Source organism: Pseudomonas sp. SORT22, assembly GCF_018417635.1.
GTDB lineage: Bacteria > Pseudomonadota > Gammaproteobacteria > Pseudomonadales > Pseudomonadaceae > Aquipseudomonas.
In genome coordinates this window covers 4,189,740-4,204,524 of sequence record NZ_CP071007.1, presented here as the reverse complement: position 1 = coordinate 4,204,524, position 14,785 = coordinate 4,189,740, and the positions used below count along the sequence as shown (strand labels likewise).

Below are 14,785 nucleotides of genomic sequence, written 5' to 3'. Positions count from 1 at the left end.
TTTGCTTGCCGCTTACAGCTGGCAGCTTGCGGCTGCCTTAGTTGGTCGGTGCTCCCTTGGCGACCCAGGCGCCAATCAGTTCACGTTCCTGCTGGGTCATCTGCGTGATGTTGCCCAGGGGCATGATCTGCGTGGCTACCGCTTGCGCCTGGATGCGCGCGGCCTGTTGCTGGATCTGCTGCGGGGTATCGAGCATCACCCCGGCAGGGGCGGCGCTGAACAGCGGGCTGGTCGGCTTGGCCGAATGGCACACCGCGCAGCGTTCCTGGATGACGCTGTGGATCTTGTCGAAACCGGCATCGTCGAGCTTGGCGGTGGCCTCGGCCGGGGCAGCAGCAGGGGCGGCTGGCTGGGCAGGGGCGGCAGCTTGTTCGGCGGCTTTCTCGGCAGCGGTCTTGCCACCCAGGGCGGTTTCCGGCAGCGGCTGGTACTCAACCTTGGCGGCGGCCTGCTGTGGCGCAGTCGGCATCGGCGCAGGGCCGGTAACGTAAGCCAGGCAGATCATCGCCAGGGCGCCGACCGGCAGGGTCCAGGCGTACTTGTTGCTGTCATGACGGGTGTTGAAGTAGTGACGCACCAACACCGCAGCCACCGCGATACCGCCCAGGATCAACCAGTTGTACTGGCTGCCATAGGTGCTCGGGAAGTGGTTGCTGATCATGATGAACAGCACCGGCAGGGTGAAGTAGTTGTTGTGTCGCGAACGCAGCAGGCCCTTGGCCGGCAGCAGCGGGTCGGGGGTCTGGTTGGCTTCGATGGCGGCCACCAGCTGACGCTGGGCCGGCATGATGATGCGGAACACGTTGCCGACCATGATGGTGCCGATGATCGCGCCGGTGTGCAGGTACGCGCCGCGGCCGCTGAACACCTGGCTGAAGCCGTAGCAGGCGGCAATGACCAGCACGAACAGGACCAGGCCGAGCAGGCCAGGGCGCTTGCCCAGTGGCGAGTCACAGAGGAAGTCGTAGATGAACCAGCCGGCGATCAGCGAACCGACACCGATGGCAATCCCTTCACCACCGCTCAGGGTGCTGCCAGGGGCCAGCAGGTAGAGGGTCGGGTTCCAGTAGAACACCAGGCACAGCAGGGCGATACCCGACATCCAGGTGAAGTAGGCTTCCCATTTGAACCAGTGCAGGTTCTCCGGCATTTTTGGCGGAGCCAACTTGTACTTCTCCAGGTGGTAGATCCCGCCACCGTGAATCGCCCAGAGATCGCCGGACAGACCGTCGCGCGGGTTAGCCCGGTTGAGGTTGTTTTCCAGCCAGACAAAGTAGAACGACGCGCCAATCCATGCCACGCCAGTGATCATGTGAACCCAACGCACGCTCAGGTTCAGCCATTCCAACAGATGTGCTTCCACAGTCTTTACCTCTACCCTGGCACCCTGTAGCCGGGCGCTCAGGTCTTCTCTTATTGGTGGGGGGCGAGGATCAATTGCTCATCCTCATTGAAAAAATGCTCATCGCAGTTGTTGCCAGTGCCACTGCGATCAACCACCAGGAAGTCATCCCGCTTTTCGATCGTCAGCACCGGGTGGTGCCAGACGCCGCGATGGTAATTGATGCCCTGCCTTCCATTACTGATGAAGGCACGGACCAGGCCTGATACAGGTGCATCGCCAACGGGCGCGACCACGATCAGAAAGGGGTTGCCGAGCAGCGGAATGAAAGCCTGGCTGCCCTGCGGATGGCGCTCCAGCATGCGTACGGTCAGGGGCATGTCCTGCGCATCGGCGCGGAAGATGCTGATGATCGCCTTGTCGTCGGGTTGTGCGGTTTCGACCGTGGCCAGACGATGGAAGCGCATGGTCGAGCCGTTGTTGATCATGAAGTGGTCGCTGCCGTCGGTTTCGATCACGTCACCGAAAGGGGCGAAGGCTTCTTTGCTCAGGGGCTCAATCACTAAAGTGCGCATGCGGATTCTCTTTATTCTGTGTTGTGGAGGGTGCCGTTGTGGCGCCGGTCAGGCCCTGGGTACGCTCGCGTCGCGCACTCGGGCCAGCCCGGCGGTCGACGCCCTTAAAGCTGCAGCAGGCGGAACAGGGCAATCAGGTTGATCTGCGCCAGCGCTTCCTTGAACTCGGCCTCGACCGAGTTGTGGATGCGCTTTTCAAAGGCGGCGAGGATCTGGTGCCGGTTACTGCCTTTGACCGCCATGATGAACGGGAACTTGAACTTTTCTTTGTAGGCATCGTTGAGTTCGGTGAAACGCTCGAACTCTTCGGCGGTGCACTGGTGGATACCGGCGCCGGCCTGTTCATTGGTGCTCGATTCGGTCAGCTCACCCTGGATCGCGGCCTTGCCGGCGAGGTCCGGGTGAGCATTGATCAGCGCCAGCTGGGCGGCGTGGTCGGCGCTCAGGAGGATGTCGCTCATGCGCTGGTGCAGGGCTTCGATCTGGTCGGCTTCGTGCAACTGGCCGAGGTCGTAGGCCTTTTCGGCAACCCATGGCGAGTGTTCGTAGATGTCGGCGAAGGCTTCGACAAACGCTGTGCGGTCCAGGGTCGAAGGCTTCAGGGTCTTGAATGCGGTCATTAGGCGTTCTCGGCTTGGAAAGGGTGGGTGGCATGCCAGTGACGGGCGATGTCCACGCGCCGGGCGAACCAGACCTGGTCATGGCTCTTGGCGTACTCGACGAAGCGCTTGAGCGCAGCCAGGCGCGCCGGGCGACCGATCAGGCGGCAGTGCAGGCCGATCGAGAGCATTTTCGGCGCCTCGGCGCCTTCTTCGTAGAGCACATCGAAGGCGTCCTTGAGGTACTGGAAGAACTGCTCGCCGCAATTGAAACCCTGTACCTGGGTGAAGCGCATGTCATTGGTGTCCAGGGTGTAGGGGATCACCAGGTGCGGCTTGTCGGTGGGGTTGTTGCGTTCCCAGTAAGGCAGGTCGTCGTCGTAGGTGTCGCTGTCGTAGAGGAAGCCGCCTTCCTCCATCACCAGGCGCCGGGTGTTCGGCCCGGTACGGCCGGTGTACCAGCCCAGCGGCCGTTCACCAGTGAGTTCGGTGAGGATGCGGATGGCTTCGAGCATGTGCTCGCGTTCCTGGGCCTCGTCCATGTTCTGGTAGTCGATCCAGCGGTAGCCGTGGCTGCAGATCTCGTGGCCGGCTTCGACCATGGCGCGGATCACGTCCGGATGGCGCTGGGCGGCCATGGCCACGGCGAAGATGGTCAGCGGCACGCCGGTGTCCTTGAACAGCTTGAGCAGGCGCCAGACGCCGGCACGGCTGCCGTACTCGTACAGCGATTCCATGCTCATGTTGCGCGCGCCCTGCAGCGGCTGGGCGGCGACCATTTCCGAGAGGAAGGCTTCGGACTCTTTGTCACCGTGAAGGATGTTGCGTTCGCCACCTTCTTCGTAGTTGAGCACGAAAGACAAAGCAATGCGGGCATTCCCCGGCCAGCGCGGATGAGGTGGGGTGTTGCCGTAACCGATCAGGTCGCGAGGGTAATCAGCGCTCACTGCAGTCTTCCTTCTTGTACGTGAATACGGAGGGCGTGGGTACCCGGGTAGGGTATCGGCCACGACGATGGAATGATTGTATACAACTTTGTTTGCGATTTGTAAGCCTGTTTTTTCGCTTTTCTTTGCCTTTTTGGCCACTCCCACCTCTATAAGGAGCCCTGCAAGAAACCTGCCTGATCGGTCAGCTAATGACGGATGCGTCGGCTATTGGCGTGGTTTTGCGACTGATGGCCTATTTACAGGGGATGAGCGGCGTGCCAGGAAAGAATACCGAATTATTGTGTACAATTTCATAGAAAAATGTCTTAATAATCCGACAGCCGCACGTTGTCGGGCTTCCTGACGCTGGCGTGCGGGTATTTTTTGCCCACAGATAGAACAGAGGCGAGCAAGCAATGGGACGTTTGACCACGCATGTACTGGATGCCGCTCATGGCTGCCCTGGCAGCTCGATCAAGGTCGAGCTCTACCGGGTCGAAGGCCAGCAGCTGGAACTGGTGAACACTACCCTGACCAACAGCGATGGCCGTTGCGACGCACCGCTGCTGCAAGGCGATGATTACCGCAGCGGCGTTTACCAGCTGCAGTTCAGCGCCGGCGACTACTACCGTGCCCGCGGCGTACAACTGCCCGAGCCTGCTTTTCTTGACGTGGTGGTACTGCGTTTCGGCATCAGCGCCGAACAGGATCACTACCACGTGCCGCTGTTGATCTCGCCGTACAGTTACTCGACCTATCGTGGAAGCTAGTTGGTCGCTAGAAGAATCTTCGTAGGTCCCTTGCCCGCTCACACTGCGGGCTTTTTTTTGCCTGTGATTTTTCTGCGGCCTCATCGCGGGTGTAGGAGCGGGCTTGACCCGCGATAGGTCCCTCACACACAACAAAAAGCCCCACCCGAAGGTGAGGCCCTGTTGTCGCAGTGTGCCGTGTTAGAGGAACACGAACTTGGCAATGAAGATCGCCGTCAGCACCCACAGGCTGGCCGAGATCTCCTTGTAGCGTCCGGTCCCGGCCTTGAGCACCACATAGGTGATAAAGCCCAGGGCGATGCCGTCGGCGACCGAGAAGGTCAGCGGCATCATGATCGCGGTGACGATCGCCGGGATGCTGTCAGTGGCTTCATCCCAGTTGATGTGGGCCATGCTGCCCATCATCAGCATCGCCACATAGATCAGCGCGCCAGCGGTGGCGTAGGCAGGAATCATCCCGGCCAGCGGGGCGAAGAACATGGCGGCGATAAAGAACAGGCCGACTACCACCGCAGTCAGCCCGGTACGGCCGCCGGCGGCGACACCTGCCGCGCTCTCTACATAGCTGGTCACCGGCGGTACACCAACCACCGCGCCGAACACGCTCGAGGCGCTGTCTGCTTTAAGCGCCCGCGACAGGTTCTCGATGCGCCCGTCGGCATTCACCAGGCCGGCCCGCTGGGCTACGCCCATCAGGGTGCCGGCGGTGTCGAACATGTGCACGAAGAGGAAGGCAAACACCACCGCGATCATGCTGACGTTGAACACCCCGGCAACATCCATGGCCATCCAGGTCGGTGCCAGGCTCGGCGGCAGCGAGAACAAGCCGCCGTACTCGACCAGGCCCAGGCCCCAGCCGGCGAGGGTGACGCTGATGATGCTGATCAGGATCGCGCCGAACACCCGGTGGTAGCTGAGCACCGCGATCATCAGAAAGCAGATGGCTGCCAGCAGCGGGCCGGGCTCGTGCAGCGAGCCGAGCTTGATCAGGGTCGCCGGGCTGTCGACGACAATCCCTGCGGTTTTAAGACCGATCAGTCCGAGGAACAATCCGACGCCGGCACCCATGGCATGGCGCAGGCTGACCGGAATGCTGTTGAGCAGCCATTCGCGCACCCGCGACAAAGTCAGCAGCATGAACAGCACCCCGGAGACAAATACCGCGCCCAGCGCGGCTTCCCAGGTGTAGCCCATGGTCCCGACCACGGTGTAGGTAAAGAAGGCGTTCAGGCCCATGCCCGGTGCCAGGCCGACCGGCCAGTTGGCGTACAGGCCCATCAACAGGCAGCCGAGGGCGGCAGCGATGCAGGTGGCGACAAATGCCGCACCGTGATCGATGCCGGCATCGGCCATGATGTTGGGGTTGACGAAAATGATGTAGGCCATGGTGATGAAGGTGGTCAACCCGGCGATCATCTCGGTTTTGACGGTGGTGCCATGTAGCTTGAGTTTGAAAATCCGCTCCAGCCAGCTCGTTTCGAGCGGTGGGGCAAGATCCAGCGTAGGGGCGTCGGATTTGCGGCTTTCCACAGCGTGTACTCCTCAAGTCTTTTCTTGTTTTCCAGAACCAGTCCTGCGCACGCACTGGGGGGGCTCTGTGAGGCGGATGGGATGGCAGGCCACCGGACCGTTTGTTGACTTCTGGGTCAGGAAGTTGCACGGATGGATTATGCGTTTGTATACAAAGAATGCAAATAATGTTTTCGTTGTTGTGGCCAGATAATTTGCAGGCGTAGCTATAAAGGCCATCGGCACCTGCAGAAATCCCTGCGGCTGTGTACAATGTGCCAATACCTTAATCGTTTAATTTTCTTACCAGGACTTGCCATCGCCCCTCTGGCTGGTATTACAGTCAGGGTCCGACTGGCGGATCTCCGTGCTCGAGTGCCCATGAACGAACAGCTGCAACCTCTCAAGAAACCAGTGCGTACCGGCAAGGCCGGTCGTAGCGGAACCCAGGACGATATCGTCTACGCGCACATTTTCGAGGCCATCCTCGAGCAGCGTCTGGCGCCGGGTACCAAGTTGAGCGAGGAAGCCCTGGGCGAGATCTTCGGCGTCAGCCGCACCATCATCCGTCGCGCGCTGTCGCGCCTGGCCCACGAAAGCGTGGTGCTGCTGCGGCCCAACCGCGGCGCGGTAGTGGCCAGCCCGACGGTCGAAGAGGCCCGCCAGGTGTTCTTCTCGCGGCGCATGGTAGAGCGCGCGATCACCGAGCTTGCGGTCGAGCACGCCACCGCCGAGCAACTCAACGAACTGCGCCAGATGGTCCGCGAAGAGCGCGACAGCTTCTCCCGTGGCGATCGCGGTGCCGGCATTCGCCTGTCTGGCGAGTTCCACCTGAAACTGGCGGAAGCGGCGGGCAACGCCCCGTTGATCAGCTTCCAGCGCAGCCTGGTGTCGCAAACCTCGCTGATCATCGCCCAGTACGAAAGCGGCAACCGCTCGCACTGCTCCTACGACGAGCACATGCAGCTGATCGACGCCATCGAGGCCCGTGACGTCAACCAGGCGGTGAGCCTGATGATGCACCACATGGACCACATCGACAGCAAGCTCAACCTCGACGAAGACAGCGCTTCGGATGACCTGCACGCGGTGTTCTCGCACCTGCTGCAAACCAAGAAGCGGGGTGGGGTTGCACCGCTCAAGGGTTGAAGGCCAGTAACATCAAATAGCGGGGCTTGCCCCGCGATGCGTTTCAGGCCACTGGCAGGTTATCCAGCCTCTGCTAGATTCTCACCTGATCCACCGCAAACCTTCATCAAGCAGTTGGGCTTGCGCGCTTTGCGTAGAACTTCAACTACTTGAGGACTGGTATATGTCGATGCCCCTGAGCAAACGCATGGGTGCTGAACTGATCGGGACGTTCTGGCTGGTGGTGGGTGGCTGCGGCAGTGCGGTGATTGCCGCCTCGTTCCCCATTGGTATCGGCCTGGTCGGAGTGGCCATGGCCTTCGGCCTGACCGTGCTGACCATGGCTTTCGCCATTGGCCATATTTCCGGATGCCACCTCAACCCCGCAGTGTCGGTCGGGCTGGTGGTGGGTGGGCGGTTTCCACTCAAAGACCTGCTGCCCTACGTCATCGCCCAGGTGATCGGGGCAATTCTCGGTGCGGCGGTGATCTACTTCATTGCCAGCGGCAAGGCCGGTTTCGAGTTGTCGGCGGGGCTGGCGTCCAACGGCTATGCCGAGCATTCCCCCGGCGGCTACTCATTGGCGGCAGGCTTTGCCAGTGAAGTGGTGATGACCGCGATGTTCATCCTGATCATCATGGGCGCCACCGACAGCCGTGCCCCGGCAGGCTTTGCACCGATTGCCATCGGCCTGGCCCTGACCTTGATCCACCTGATCTCGATACCGGTCACCAATACCTCGGTGAACCCTGCGCGCAGCACCGGCCCGGCGATTTTCGTCGGCGGCTGGGCGTTGCAGCAGCTGTGGCTGTTCTGGGTGGCGCCGCTGATCGGGGCGGTGATCGGCGGCGCGCTGTACAAGGGGCTGTTCCGCGAGCCTTAGCGCTGATGCACGCAGCGCCCGGCAGCGAAGGTCTGCTTGACGGTGCGGTCATCGCCCAGGGTCATCAGCACGAACAGCGTCTCGTCGATGCTGTTCGACTGCTGGATGCGGTAGTCCATCAACGCCGTGGCCTTGTAGTCGAGGACCACGAAGTCAGCATCGTTGCCCGGCTGCAGGCTGCCGATACGGTCATCCAGGCTCAGCGCCCGGGCGCCGCCCAGGGTTGCCAGGTACAGTGACTTGAACGGGCTCAGGCGCGCGCCCTGCAACTGCATGACCTTGTAGGCTTCGTTCAGGGTATTGAGCAGCGAGAAGCTGGTGCCGGCGCCGACGTCGGTGCCCAGGCCGACCTTGACCTTGAACTTCTCGGCCTGCGGCAGGTTGAACAGGCCGCTGCCGAGGAACAGGTTGGAAGTCGGGCAGAAGGCCACGGCCGAGCCGGTTTCGGCCAGGCGCTGACATTCGTCGTCGCACAGGTGTACGCCGTGGGCGAACACCGAGCGCTGGCCGAGCAGCTTGTAGTGATCGTAGACGTCGAGGTAGCCCTTGCGCTCCGGGAACAGCGCCTTGACCCAGTCGATCTCCTTGAGGTTCTCGCTCAGGTGGGTGTGCATGTACAGGTCGGGGTATTCGCCCAGCAGCTGGCCGGCCAGGGCCAGTTGCTCCGGGGTGCTGGTCGGCGCAAAACGCGGGGTCACTGCGTAGTGCAGGCGGCCCTTGCCATGCCAGCGCTCGATCAGCGCCTTGCTTTCTACATAACCGGATTCGGCGGTGTCGGTCAGGTAGTCCGGGGCGTTGCGGTCCATCATCACCTTGCCGGCGATCATCCGCAGGTCCAGGCGCTCGGCTTCTTCGAAGAAGGCATTGACCGATTCCGGGTGCACGCTGCCGAACACCAGGGCGGTGGTGGTGCCGTTGCGCAGCAGTTCCTCGACGAAGATTTTCGCGACTTTGTCGGCATGCGCCTTGTCGGCGAACTGCTTTTCGCAGGGGAAGGTGTAGGTGTTGAGCCAGTCCAGCAGCTGCTCGCCGTAGGAACCGATCATGCCGGTCTGCGGGAAATGGATATGGGTGTCGATAAAGCCCGGGGTGATCAAGGCGTCCTGATGGTGCTCGACCTCGATGTCGGCGGCCAGGCTCGGCAGCAGGTCGCGGGCATGGCCGACAGCGCTGATCTTGCCGTTGTCGATCACCAGCAGGCCGTCTTCGAAATACTGATAGGAGGCTTCGACGCCTACTTCAGCAGGGTCGGCGATGCTGTGCAGGATGGCGGCACGGTAGGCTTTGCGGGTTGCGCTCATAGGGCTCTCGTCATATGGCTTGGCTGCGCCGTGATGGCGGCAGCAATTGGGCAATGGGGCCGGCGTTGGCAGCGTTGTTGTGCTGGCCAAAGCTTGCGTTGTAGGTGGCAATGATTTCTGCGGCAATCGACACGGCGATCTCGATCGGCAGCTTGCCCTTGACCTCGGCGATGCCCATCGGGCAACGCATGCGCTGCAGGCGTTCCTCGGCAAAGCCGCGCTCGCGCAGGCGATGCTCGAACTTGACGCGTTTGGTCTTCGAGCCGATCAGGCCGAACCAGGTGAAATCATTGCGCTTGAGGATCGCCGCGGTCAGTTCCAGATCCAGTTGATGGTTATGGGTCATGACGATGCAGTAGCTGCCAGCGGGCAGCTCATCGACTTCATCCACCGGCTCTTCACTGACGATCTTGCTGACCCCGGCGGGAATGCTCTCGGGGAATTCCTGCTCGCGCGAATCGATCCAGCGCACCTTGCAGGGCAGGGCGGCGAGCAAGGGTACCAGAGCGCGGCCGACATGGCCTGCGCCGAAGACGGCAATCTGCGCCTGAACCTGGCCCATCGGCTCAAACAGCAGCACGGTGGCACCGCCGCAGCACTGGCCGAGGCTGGCGCCGAGGCTGAAGCGCTCCAGGTGCGGCGCTTCGCGGCGCTCGGCGAGCATTTGCCGGGCGATATGCATGGCCTTGTATTCCAGGTGGCCACCGCCGATGGTGTCAAACAACTGCTCGGCGCTGACGACCATCTTCGAGCCGGCATTGCGCGGCGTCGAGCCGCGCTCTTCGATGATGGTCACCAGTACGCAGGGCTCGCCGCGGGACTGCAGGTCGGACAGGGCGTTGATCCAGGTGTGCATGTTCAGTTACCTATGTGGTGCCTGTTCTGGCCTCATCGCGGGTCAAGTCGAGTCGTCGCACCGCCGCTCCCACAGTAGTCCACTGTGGGAGCGGGCTTGACCCGCGATTGGCGCCCTACGGAGCGACTGTCTCAACCTCGGCAGCAGCCTGCTGCGCCGCCAGCGCCTTGCGCATCTGCTCGCAGCCCCAGAGCACCCGCTCCGGCGTCGCTGGCGCATCGATCAGCGGATGCACGCGGTAATCGCCAAGGCTGGCCACGGCGTCCTTGATCGCGCACCAGGCGGCAATGCCGAGCATGAACGGCGGCTCGCCCACGGCCTTGGAATGGAACACCGTGTCTTCCGGGTTCTTGCGGTTTTCCACCAGTTTCACCCGCAAATCCACCGGCATATCCGCTACCGCCGGGATCTTGTAGCTGGCCGGGCCGTTGGTCATCAGCTTGCCCTTGGCGTTCCACACCAGCTCTTCGGTGGTCAGCCAGCCCATGCCCTGGATGAAACCACCCTCGACCTGGCCGATGTCGATGGCCGGGTTCAGCGAGGCGCCGACGTCGTGCAGGATGTCGGTGCGCAGCATCTTGTACTCGCCGGTCAGGGTGTCGACGATCACCTCGGCGCAGGCTGCGCCGAAGGCGAAGTAGTAGAACGGCCGGCCGCGGGCCTGGCTGCGGTCGTAATAGATCTTCGGGGTCTTGTAGAAGCCGGTGCTCGACAGCGACACCTGGGCGAAATAGGCCTGTTGTACCAGCGCTTCGAAACTGAGGATTTCATCGCGCACGCGCACATGGCCGTTACGGAATTCGACGTCCTCTTCACTGACCTTGTACTGGCGTGCGGCAAATTCGGTCAGGCGCTGCTTGAGGATCTCGGCGGCATTCTGCGCCGCCTTGCCGTTCAGGTCGGCGCCGCTGGAAGCCGCGGTCGGCGAGGTGTTGGGCACCTTGTCGGTGTTGGTCGCGGTGATCTGGATACGCTGGAAATCCACCTGGAACACTTCGGCTACCACCTGCGCGACCTTGGTGTTCAGGCCCTGGCCCATCTCGGTGCCACCGTGGTTCAGGTGAATGCTGCCATCGGTGTAAATATGCACCAGGGCGCCGGCCTGGTTGAGGAAGCTGGCGGTGAACGAGATGCCGAATTTTACCGGGGTCAGCGCCAGGCCTTTTTTCAGGATCGGGCTGTTGGCGTTGAAGCGGCGGATCGATTCGCGGCGCTCGGCGTAGTCACTGCTGGCTTCGAGCTCGGCAGTGATCTCTTCGAGCATGTTGTGCTCGACGGTCTGGTAGTAGTGGGTGACGTTGCGCTCGGTCTTGCCGTAGTAGTTGGCCTTGCGCACCGCCAGCGGGTCGAGGGCCAGGTGGCGGGCGATATGGTCCATCACCTCCTCGATGGCGACCATGCCTTGCGGGCCGCCGAAGCCACGGTAGGCAGTGTTGGAGGCGGTGTTGGTCTTGCAACGGTGGCCGTGGATGGTGGCATCGCCGAGGTAATAGGCGTTGTCGGCGTGGAACATCGCACGGTCGACGATAGAGGCCGAGAGGTCCGGCGAGCAACCGCAGTTGCCGGCCAGGTCGAAATTGATGCCATGCAGGCGGCCGTTGTCATCGAAGCCGACGTCGTACTCGATGTAGAACGGGTGGCGCTTGCCGGTCATCAGCATGTCCTCGACCCGCGGCAGGCGCATCTTGGTCGGCTGGCCGGTGAGGTGGGCGATGACCGCGCACAGGCAGGCGGGGCTTGCCGCCTGGGTTTCCTTGCCGCCGAAACCGCCGCCCATGCGGCGCATGTCGACGACGATGTTGTTCATCGGCACGTCGAGCACTTCGGCCACCAGCTTCTGCACTTCGGTGGGGTTCTGGGTCGAGCAGTAGACGATCATCCCGCCGTCTTCGGTGGGCATCACCGAAGAGATCTGGGTTTCCAGGTAGAAGTGCTCCTGGCCGCCGATGTGCAGGCTGCCCTGCAGGCGGTGCGGGGCGCTGGCCAGGGCGCTGACCGAATCGCCGCGCTGGTGGGTGTGGCTGTCGAGCACGAAGTGCTTCTTGCGCAGTGCCTCGACCACATCCAGCACCGGCTCCAGGTCTTCGTACTCGATGATCGCGGCCATCGCCGCGCGGCGCGCGGTATCCAGGTCACGGGCGGCGACGGCAACCACTGGCTGGCCGACGAATTCGACGGTGTCGATCGCCAGCAGCGGGTCGCCGGGCAGCAGCGGGCCGATGTCCTTGAGGCCCGGCACATCTTCATGGGTGATGGCGATGCGCACGCCCTCGAAGGCGTAGCAGGGGCTGGTGTCGATGCTCAGCACCCGGGCGTGGGCGCGGTCGGACAGGCGCGCATACACATGCAACTGGTTGGGAAACTCCAGACGGTCATCGATATACACCGCTTCGCCCGACACATGTTTGTCGGCACTGTCGTGCTTGAGGCTGCGGCCGACCCCGGTGGTCAGGTCCTGGCTGAACAGTTCTGCCATTTCGGCCTGGCTTTTGGCGACGTGATGGTTAGACATAAGCGGTCACCCGAGTTTCGATGTGCGGCGTTTGCAGTTCGATGAAGTACTTGCGCAGCAGGTTCTGCGCGCTGAGCAGGCGGTATTCCTTGCTCGCCCGGAAATCCGAGAGCGGCGTGAAGTCTTCGGCCAGGGCCTGGCAGGCGCGCTCGACGCTGGCCTGGTTCCAGGCCTTGCCGACCAGCGCCGCTTCGCAGGCGCGGGCGCGCTTGGGAATCGCCGCCATGCCGCCGAAGGCGATGCGCGCTGCGCCGACAACACCGTTCTCGATACGCAGGTTGAATGCCGCGCAGACTGCCGAGATGTCATCGTCCAGGCGCTTGGACACCTTGTAGGCGCGGAACGCCCAGTCGGCGCGGGCCCGTGGCACGATGATCTTCTCGATGAACTCGCTTTCCTGACGCGCGGTGATCCGGTAGTCGATGAAGTAGTCTTCCAGGGCCAGGGTGCGGGTGTTGTCACCTTTGCGCAGGACGATCTGCGCATCCAGGGCAATCAGCAGGGGCGGCGAGTCGCCGATCGGCGAGGCGTTGCCGATGTTGCCGCCCAGGGTGCCCTGGTTGCGGATCTGCAGCGAGGCGAAGCGGTGCAGCAGTTCGCCAAAATCCGGGTATTCGCGGCTCAGGGCGTCGTAGCAGTCGGTCAATGGCGTGGCCGCGCCGATTTCCAGGTGTTCGGCTTGAGTGTCGATGCGCTTGAGTTCGGCGACGTTGCCGACATAGATCATCACCGGCAGAGTCTTGTGGAACTGGGTGACTTCCAGCGCCAGGTCGGTGCCGCCGGCCAGCAAGCGGGCTTCGGGGTGCGAACCGTACAGCTCGGCCAGGTCGGCCACGGTCAGCGGCACCAGACAGCGCTTGTCGCCGCTGTTGAGCTCGCCGGTTTCGCTTGGGGCGATGGCTTTGAGGCGGGCGATGGTCTGCGCTTGGCCGCTGTCGAACTGATCCGGCTGGGCCTGGCAGCACGACTGCTCGGCGGCGGCGAGGATCGGCCGGTAGCCGGTGCAGCGGCAGAGGTTGCCGGCCAGGGCTTCCTGGGCCTTGTGCAGATCGGGTGCGTCGCTGTTCTTTTGCAGGGCGAACAACGACATGACAAAGCCCGGAGTACAGAAGCCGCATTGCGAGCCGTGGCAATCGGCCATGGCCTGTTGCACGCTGTGCAGCTTGCCCTGGTGCTTGAGCCCTTCGACGCTGATCAGCTGTTTGCCGTGCAGCGAGGAGACAAAAGTCAGGCACGAGTTGAGGCTGCGGTAGCGAATGTGCTCGCCGCCGTCCTCGCCCTCGGCCAGCTCGCCGACCACCACGGTGCAGGCGCCACAATCGCCGCTGGCGCAGCCTTCCTTGGTACCGGACTTGCCCAGGTGTTCACGAAGATACTCGAGCACGGTCAGGTTGGGGTCCAGGGCATGCTCACTGCGCAGCTCCTGGTTAAGTAGAAACTGGATCACGGGAAGGCCTCACAAGCGACTTATTGTTGTTGAGCGGACTGTAAGCAGACTTGATTTTCAGGTCAACAATTTTCTGACCTTTGGGTCAGGAAATTTCTCGTGGCGCTTCCGCCCTTTCACAGGTGCTCTGTTATGAGCATAGTTGGCCCTGCGTGATCCGAATCTTTTGCGCCAATCGTGCCAACTTCTGCTGCATGGCCACTGCGCGGCGCGGGGGCAAGTGCGCTACAATTCGGCGCTTGTGCACAGTTCAATGATTTTGAAGGAAAACCATGACGTTCAAGGCGCCGGACAGCCTCTCCGAGCAAATTGCCCATTATCTGGCCGAGCGGATCATCCGCGGCGAGCTCAAGCCCGCCGAGCGGATCCAGGAGCAGAAGGTCACCCAGGCATTGAATGTCAGCCGTGGCTCGGTGCGCGAGGCGCTGTTGATCCTCGAACGCCGCCACCTGGTGACCATCCTGCCGCGCCGTGGCGCCCATGTGACCGAGCTCAATGAGCACAATGTGCGCAGCCTGTGCACGCTGATGGGCGAGCTGTACAACCTGCTCGGCAACGCCGTGGCCCTTAACTGGCGCAACGATGGCGATTTGCATCCGTTCCTCAAGATCCAGCAGCGCCTGACCGGCGCGTTCGAGCGCCAGGACATCCGCGCCTTCGTCGATGAAAGCTTCGCGGTGATGCGCGCCGCCTATCCGTTTGCCAACAATCCGTACCTGCAGGAAACCGTCGAGAACCTGCAGCCGGCCATGAGTCGTACCTATTACCTGGCGCTGGACCAGCGCAAGGCCAACATGAACGACTTCCTGGTGTTGTTCGCCAACCTGCTCGAAGCCGTGGTGGCCCGAGACCAGGTGCGTATCCGCACGGTATTGGCCGAGTACTGCCAGCGCAGCTGTGAGCTGGTGCTGGCGGCGCTGGCGACTGCCTGAGC

Annotated in this window: 13 protein-coding genes; 4 read left to right on the top strand and 9 right to left on the bottom strand. The window is 62.4% G+C overall.

Going from position 1 to position 14,785, the window contains the following annotated elements; all coding sequences use genetic code 11:
• Nucleotides 1-37 precede the first annotated feature (37 nt).
• The 4 genes from JYG36_RS19140 to puuE form a co-directional block, all read right to left on the bottom strand.
• Complete coding sequence (locus tag JYG36_RS19140) at nucleotides 38-1,363, bottom strand: urate hydroxylase PuuD (protein WP_045200420.1); 1,326 nt, start codon at nucleotides 1,361-1,363, stop codon at nucleotides 38-40.
• A gap of 50 nt (nucleotides 1,364-1,413) precedes the next feature.
• Nucleotides 1,414-1,917 carry an ureidoglycolate lyase gene (locus JYG36_RS19135; protein ID WP_045200421.1) on the bottom strand — a complete coding sequence of 168 codons (504 nt, stop codon included), beginning with the start codon at nucleotides 1,915-1,917 and terminating at the stop codon, nucleotides 1,414-1,416.
• Between the two features lie 104 nt (nucleotides 1,918-2,021).
• Nucleotides 2,022-2,537, bottom strand: coding sequence for a 2-oxo-4-hydroxy-4-carboxy-5-ureidoimidazoline decarboxylase (gene uraD / locus JYG36_RS19130; protein WP_045200422.1), 516 nt, complete (start codon nucleotides 2,535-2,537; stop codon nucleotides 2,022-2,024).
• Complete coding sequence (puuE, locus tag JYG36_RS19125; RefSeq protein WP_045200424.1) at nucleotides 2,537-3,463, bottom strand: allantoinase PuuE; 927 nt, start codon at nucleotides 3,461-3,463, stop codon at nucleotides 2,537-2,539. The genes uraD and puuE overlap by 1 nt, the downstream gene beginning before the upstream one ends.
• Before the next feature lie 398 nt (nucleotides 3,464-3,861).
• On the opposite strand from puuE, the gene uraH reads away from it, so the two are divergent.
• On the top strand, nucleotides 3,862-4,215 hold the full coding sequence (gene uraH, locus JYG36_RS19120) for a hydroxyisourate hydrolase (RefSeq protein WP_010225132.1): 354 nt from the start codon (nucleotides 3,862-3,864) through the stop codon (nucleotides 4,213-4,215).
• A gap of 180 nt (nucleotides 4,216-4,395) precedes the next feature.
• Here uraH and JYG36_RS19115 read toward each other — a convergent pair whose 3' ends face one another.
• Nucleotides 4,396-5,745 carry an NCS2 family permease gene (locus JYG36_RS19115; protein ID WP_045200426.1) on the bottom strand — a complete coding sequence of 450 codons (1,350 nt, stop codon included), beginning with the start codon at nucleotides 5,743-5,745 and terminating at the stop codon, nucleotides 4,396-4,398.
• Nucleotides 5,746-6,105: 360 nt separating this feature from the next.
• Here JYG36_RS19115 and JYG36_RS19110 point away from each other — a divergent pair, with 360 nt between their 5' ends.
• Both JYG36_RS19110 and aqpZ read left to right on the top strand, forming a co-directional pair.
• Nucleotides 6,106-6,873: a GntR family transcriptional regulator gene (locus JYG36_RS19110; RefSeq protein WP_036994364.1), complete on the top strand. Its 768-nt coding sequence runs from the start codon at nucleotides 6,106-6,108 to the stop codon at nucleotides 6,871-6,873.
• A 169-nt stretch (nucleotides 6,874-7,042) separates the two neighbouring features.
• On the top strand, nucleotides 7,043-7,735 hold the full coding sequence (gene aqpZ, locus JYG36_RS19105; protein ID WP_401288245.1) for an aquaporin Z: 693 nt from the start codon (nucleotides 7,043-7,045) through the stop codon (nucleotides 7,733-7,735).
• Here aqpZ and guaD read toward each other — a convergent pair.
• The 4 genes from guaD to xdhA all read right to left on the bottom strand — a co-directional run bounded on the left by guaD (nucleotide 7,732) and on the right by xdhA (nucleotide 13,851).
• Nucleotides 7,732-9,036 (bottom strand): guanine deaminase, encoded by a 1,305-nt coding sequence (gene guaD, locus JYG36_RS19100; RefSeq protein WP_045200430.1) that lies wholly within the window; start codon nucleotides 9,034-9,036, stop codon nucleotides 7,732-7,734. The two genes, aqpZ and guaD, sit on opposite strands and share 4 nt — an antisense overlap.
• A gap of 10 nt (nucleotides 9,037-9,046) precedes the next feature.
• A complete protein-coding gene (xdhC, locus tag JYG36_RS19095; RefSeq protein WP_045200432.1) occupies nucleotides 9,047-9,892 on the bottom strand; it encodes a xanthine dehydrogenase accessory protein XdhC in 846 nt (281 codons plus the stop codon).
• Nucleotides 9,893-10,007: 115 nt separating this feature from the next.
• Nucleotides 10,008-12,404: a xanthine dehydrogenase molybdopterin binding subunit gene (xdhB, locus tag JYG36_RS19090; RefSeq protein ID WP_213602027.1), complete on the bottom strand. Its 2,397-nt coding sequence runs from the start codon at nucleotides 12,402-12,404 to the stop codon at nucleotides 10,008-10,010.
• Nucleotides 12,397-13,851, bottom strand: coding sequence for a xanthine dehydrogenase small subunit (xdhA, locus tag JYG36_RS19085; RefSeq protein ID WP_093385476.1), 1,455 nt, complete (start codon nucleotides 13,849-13,851; stop codon nucleotides 12,397-12,399). Before xdhA ends, xdhB begins: the two co-directional genes overlap by 8 nt.
• A 272-nt stretch (nucleotides 13,852-14,123) precedes the next feature.
• On the opposite strand from xdhA, the gene JYG36_RS19080 reads away from it, so the two are divergent.
• Complete coding sequence (locus tag JYG36_RS19080) at nucleotides 14,124-14,783, top strand: GntR family transcriptional regulator (RefSeq protein WP_045200438.1); 660 nt, start codon at nucleotides 14,124-14,126, stop codon at nucleotides 14,781-14,783.
• Nucleotides 14,784-14,785 lie beyond the last annotated feature (2 nt).

Coding starts and splice junctions, on each gene's coding strand:
- uraH (WP_010225132.1), top strand. CDS start 3,862: ATGGGACGTTTGACCACGCATGTACTGGATGCCGCTCATGGCTGCCCT.
- xdhB (WP_213602027.1), bottom strand. CDS start 12,404: ATGTCTAACCATCACGTCGCCAAAAGCCAGGCCGAAATGGCAGAACTG.
- guaD (WP_045200430.1), bottom strand. CDS start 9,036: ATGAGCGCAACCCGCAAAGCCTACCGTGCCGCCATCCTGCACAGCATC.
- JYG36_RS19080 (WP_045200438.1), top strand. CDS start 14,124: ATGACGTTCAAGGCGCCGGACAGCCTCTCCGAGCAAATTGCCCATTAT.
- JYG36_RS19110 (WP_036994364.1), top strand. CDS start 6,106: ATGAACGAACAGCTGCAACCTCTCAAGAAACCAGTGCGTACCGGCAAG.
- xdhC (WP_045200432.1), bottom strand. CDS start 9,892: ATGCACACCTGGATCAACGCCCTGTCCGACCTGCAGTCCCGCGGCGAG.
- uraD (WP_045200422.1), bottom strand. CDS start 2,537: ATGACCGCATTCAAGACCCTGAAGCCTTCGACCCTGGACCGCACAGCG.
- aqpZ (WP_401288245.1), top strand. CDS start 7,043: ATGCCCCTGAGCAAACGCATGGGTGCTGAACTGATCGGGACGTTCTGG.
- JYG36_RS19135 (WP_045200421.1), bottom strand. CDS start 1,917: ATGCGCACTTTAGTGATTGAGCCCCTGAGCAAAGAAGCCTTCGCCCCT.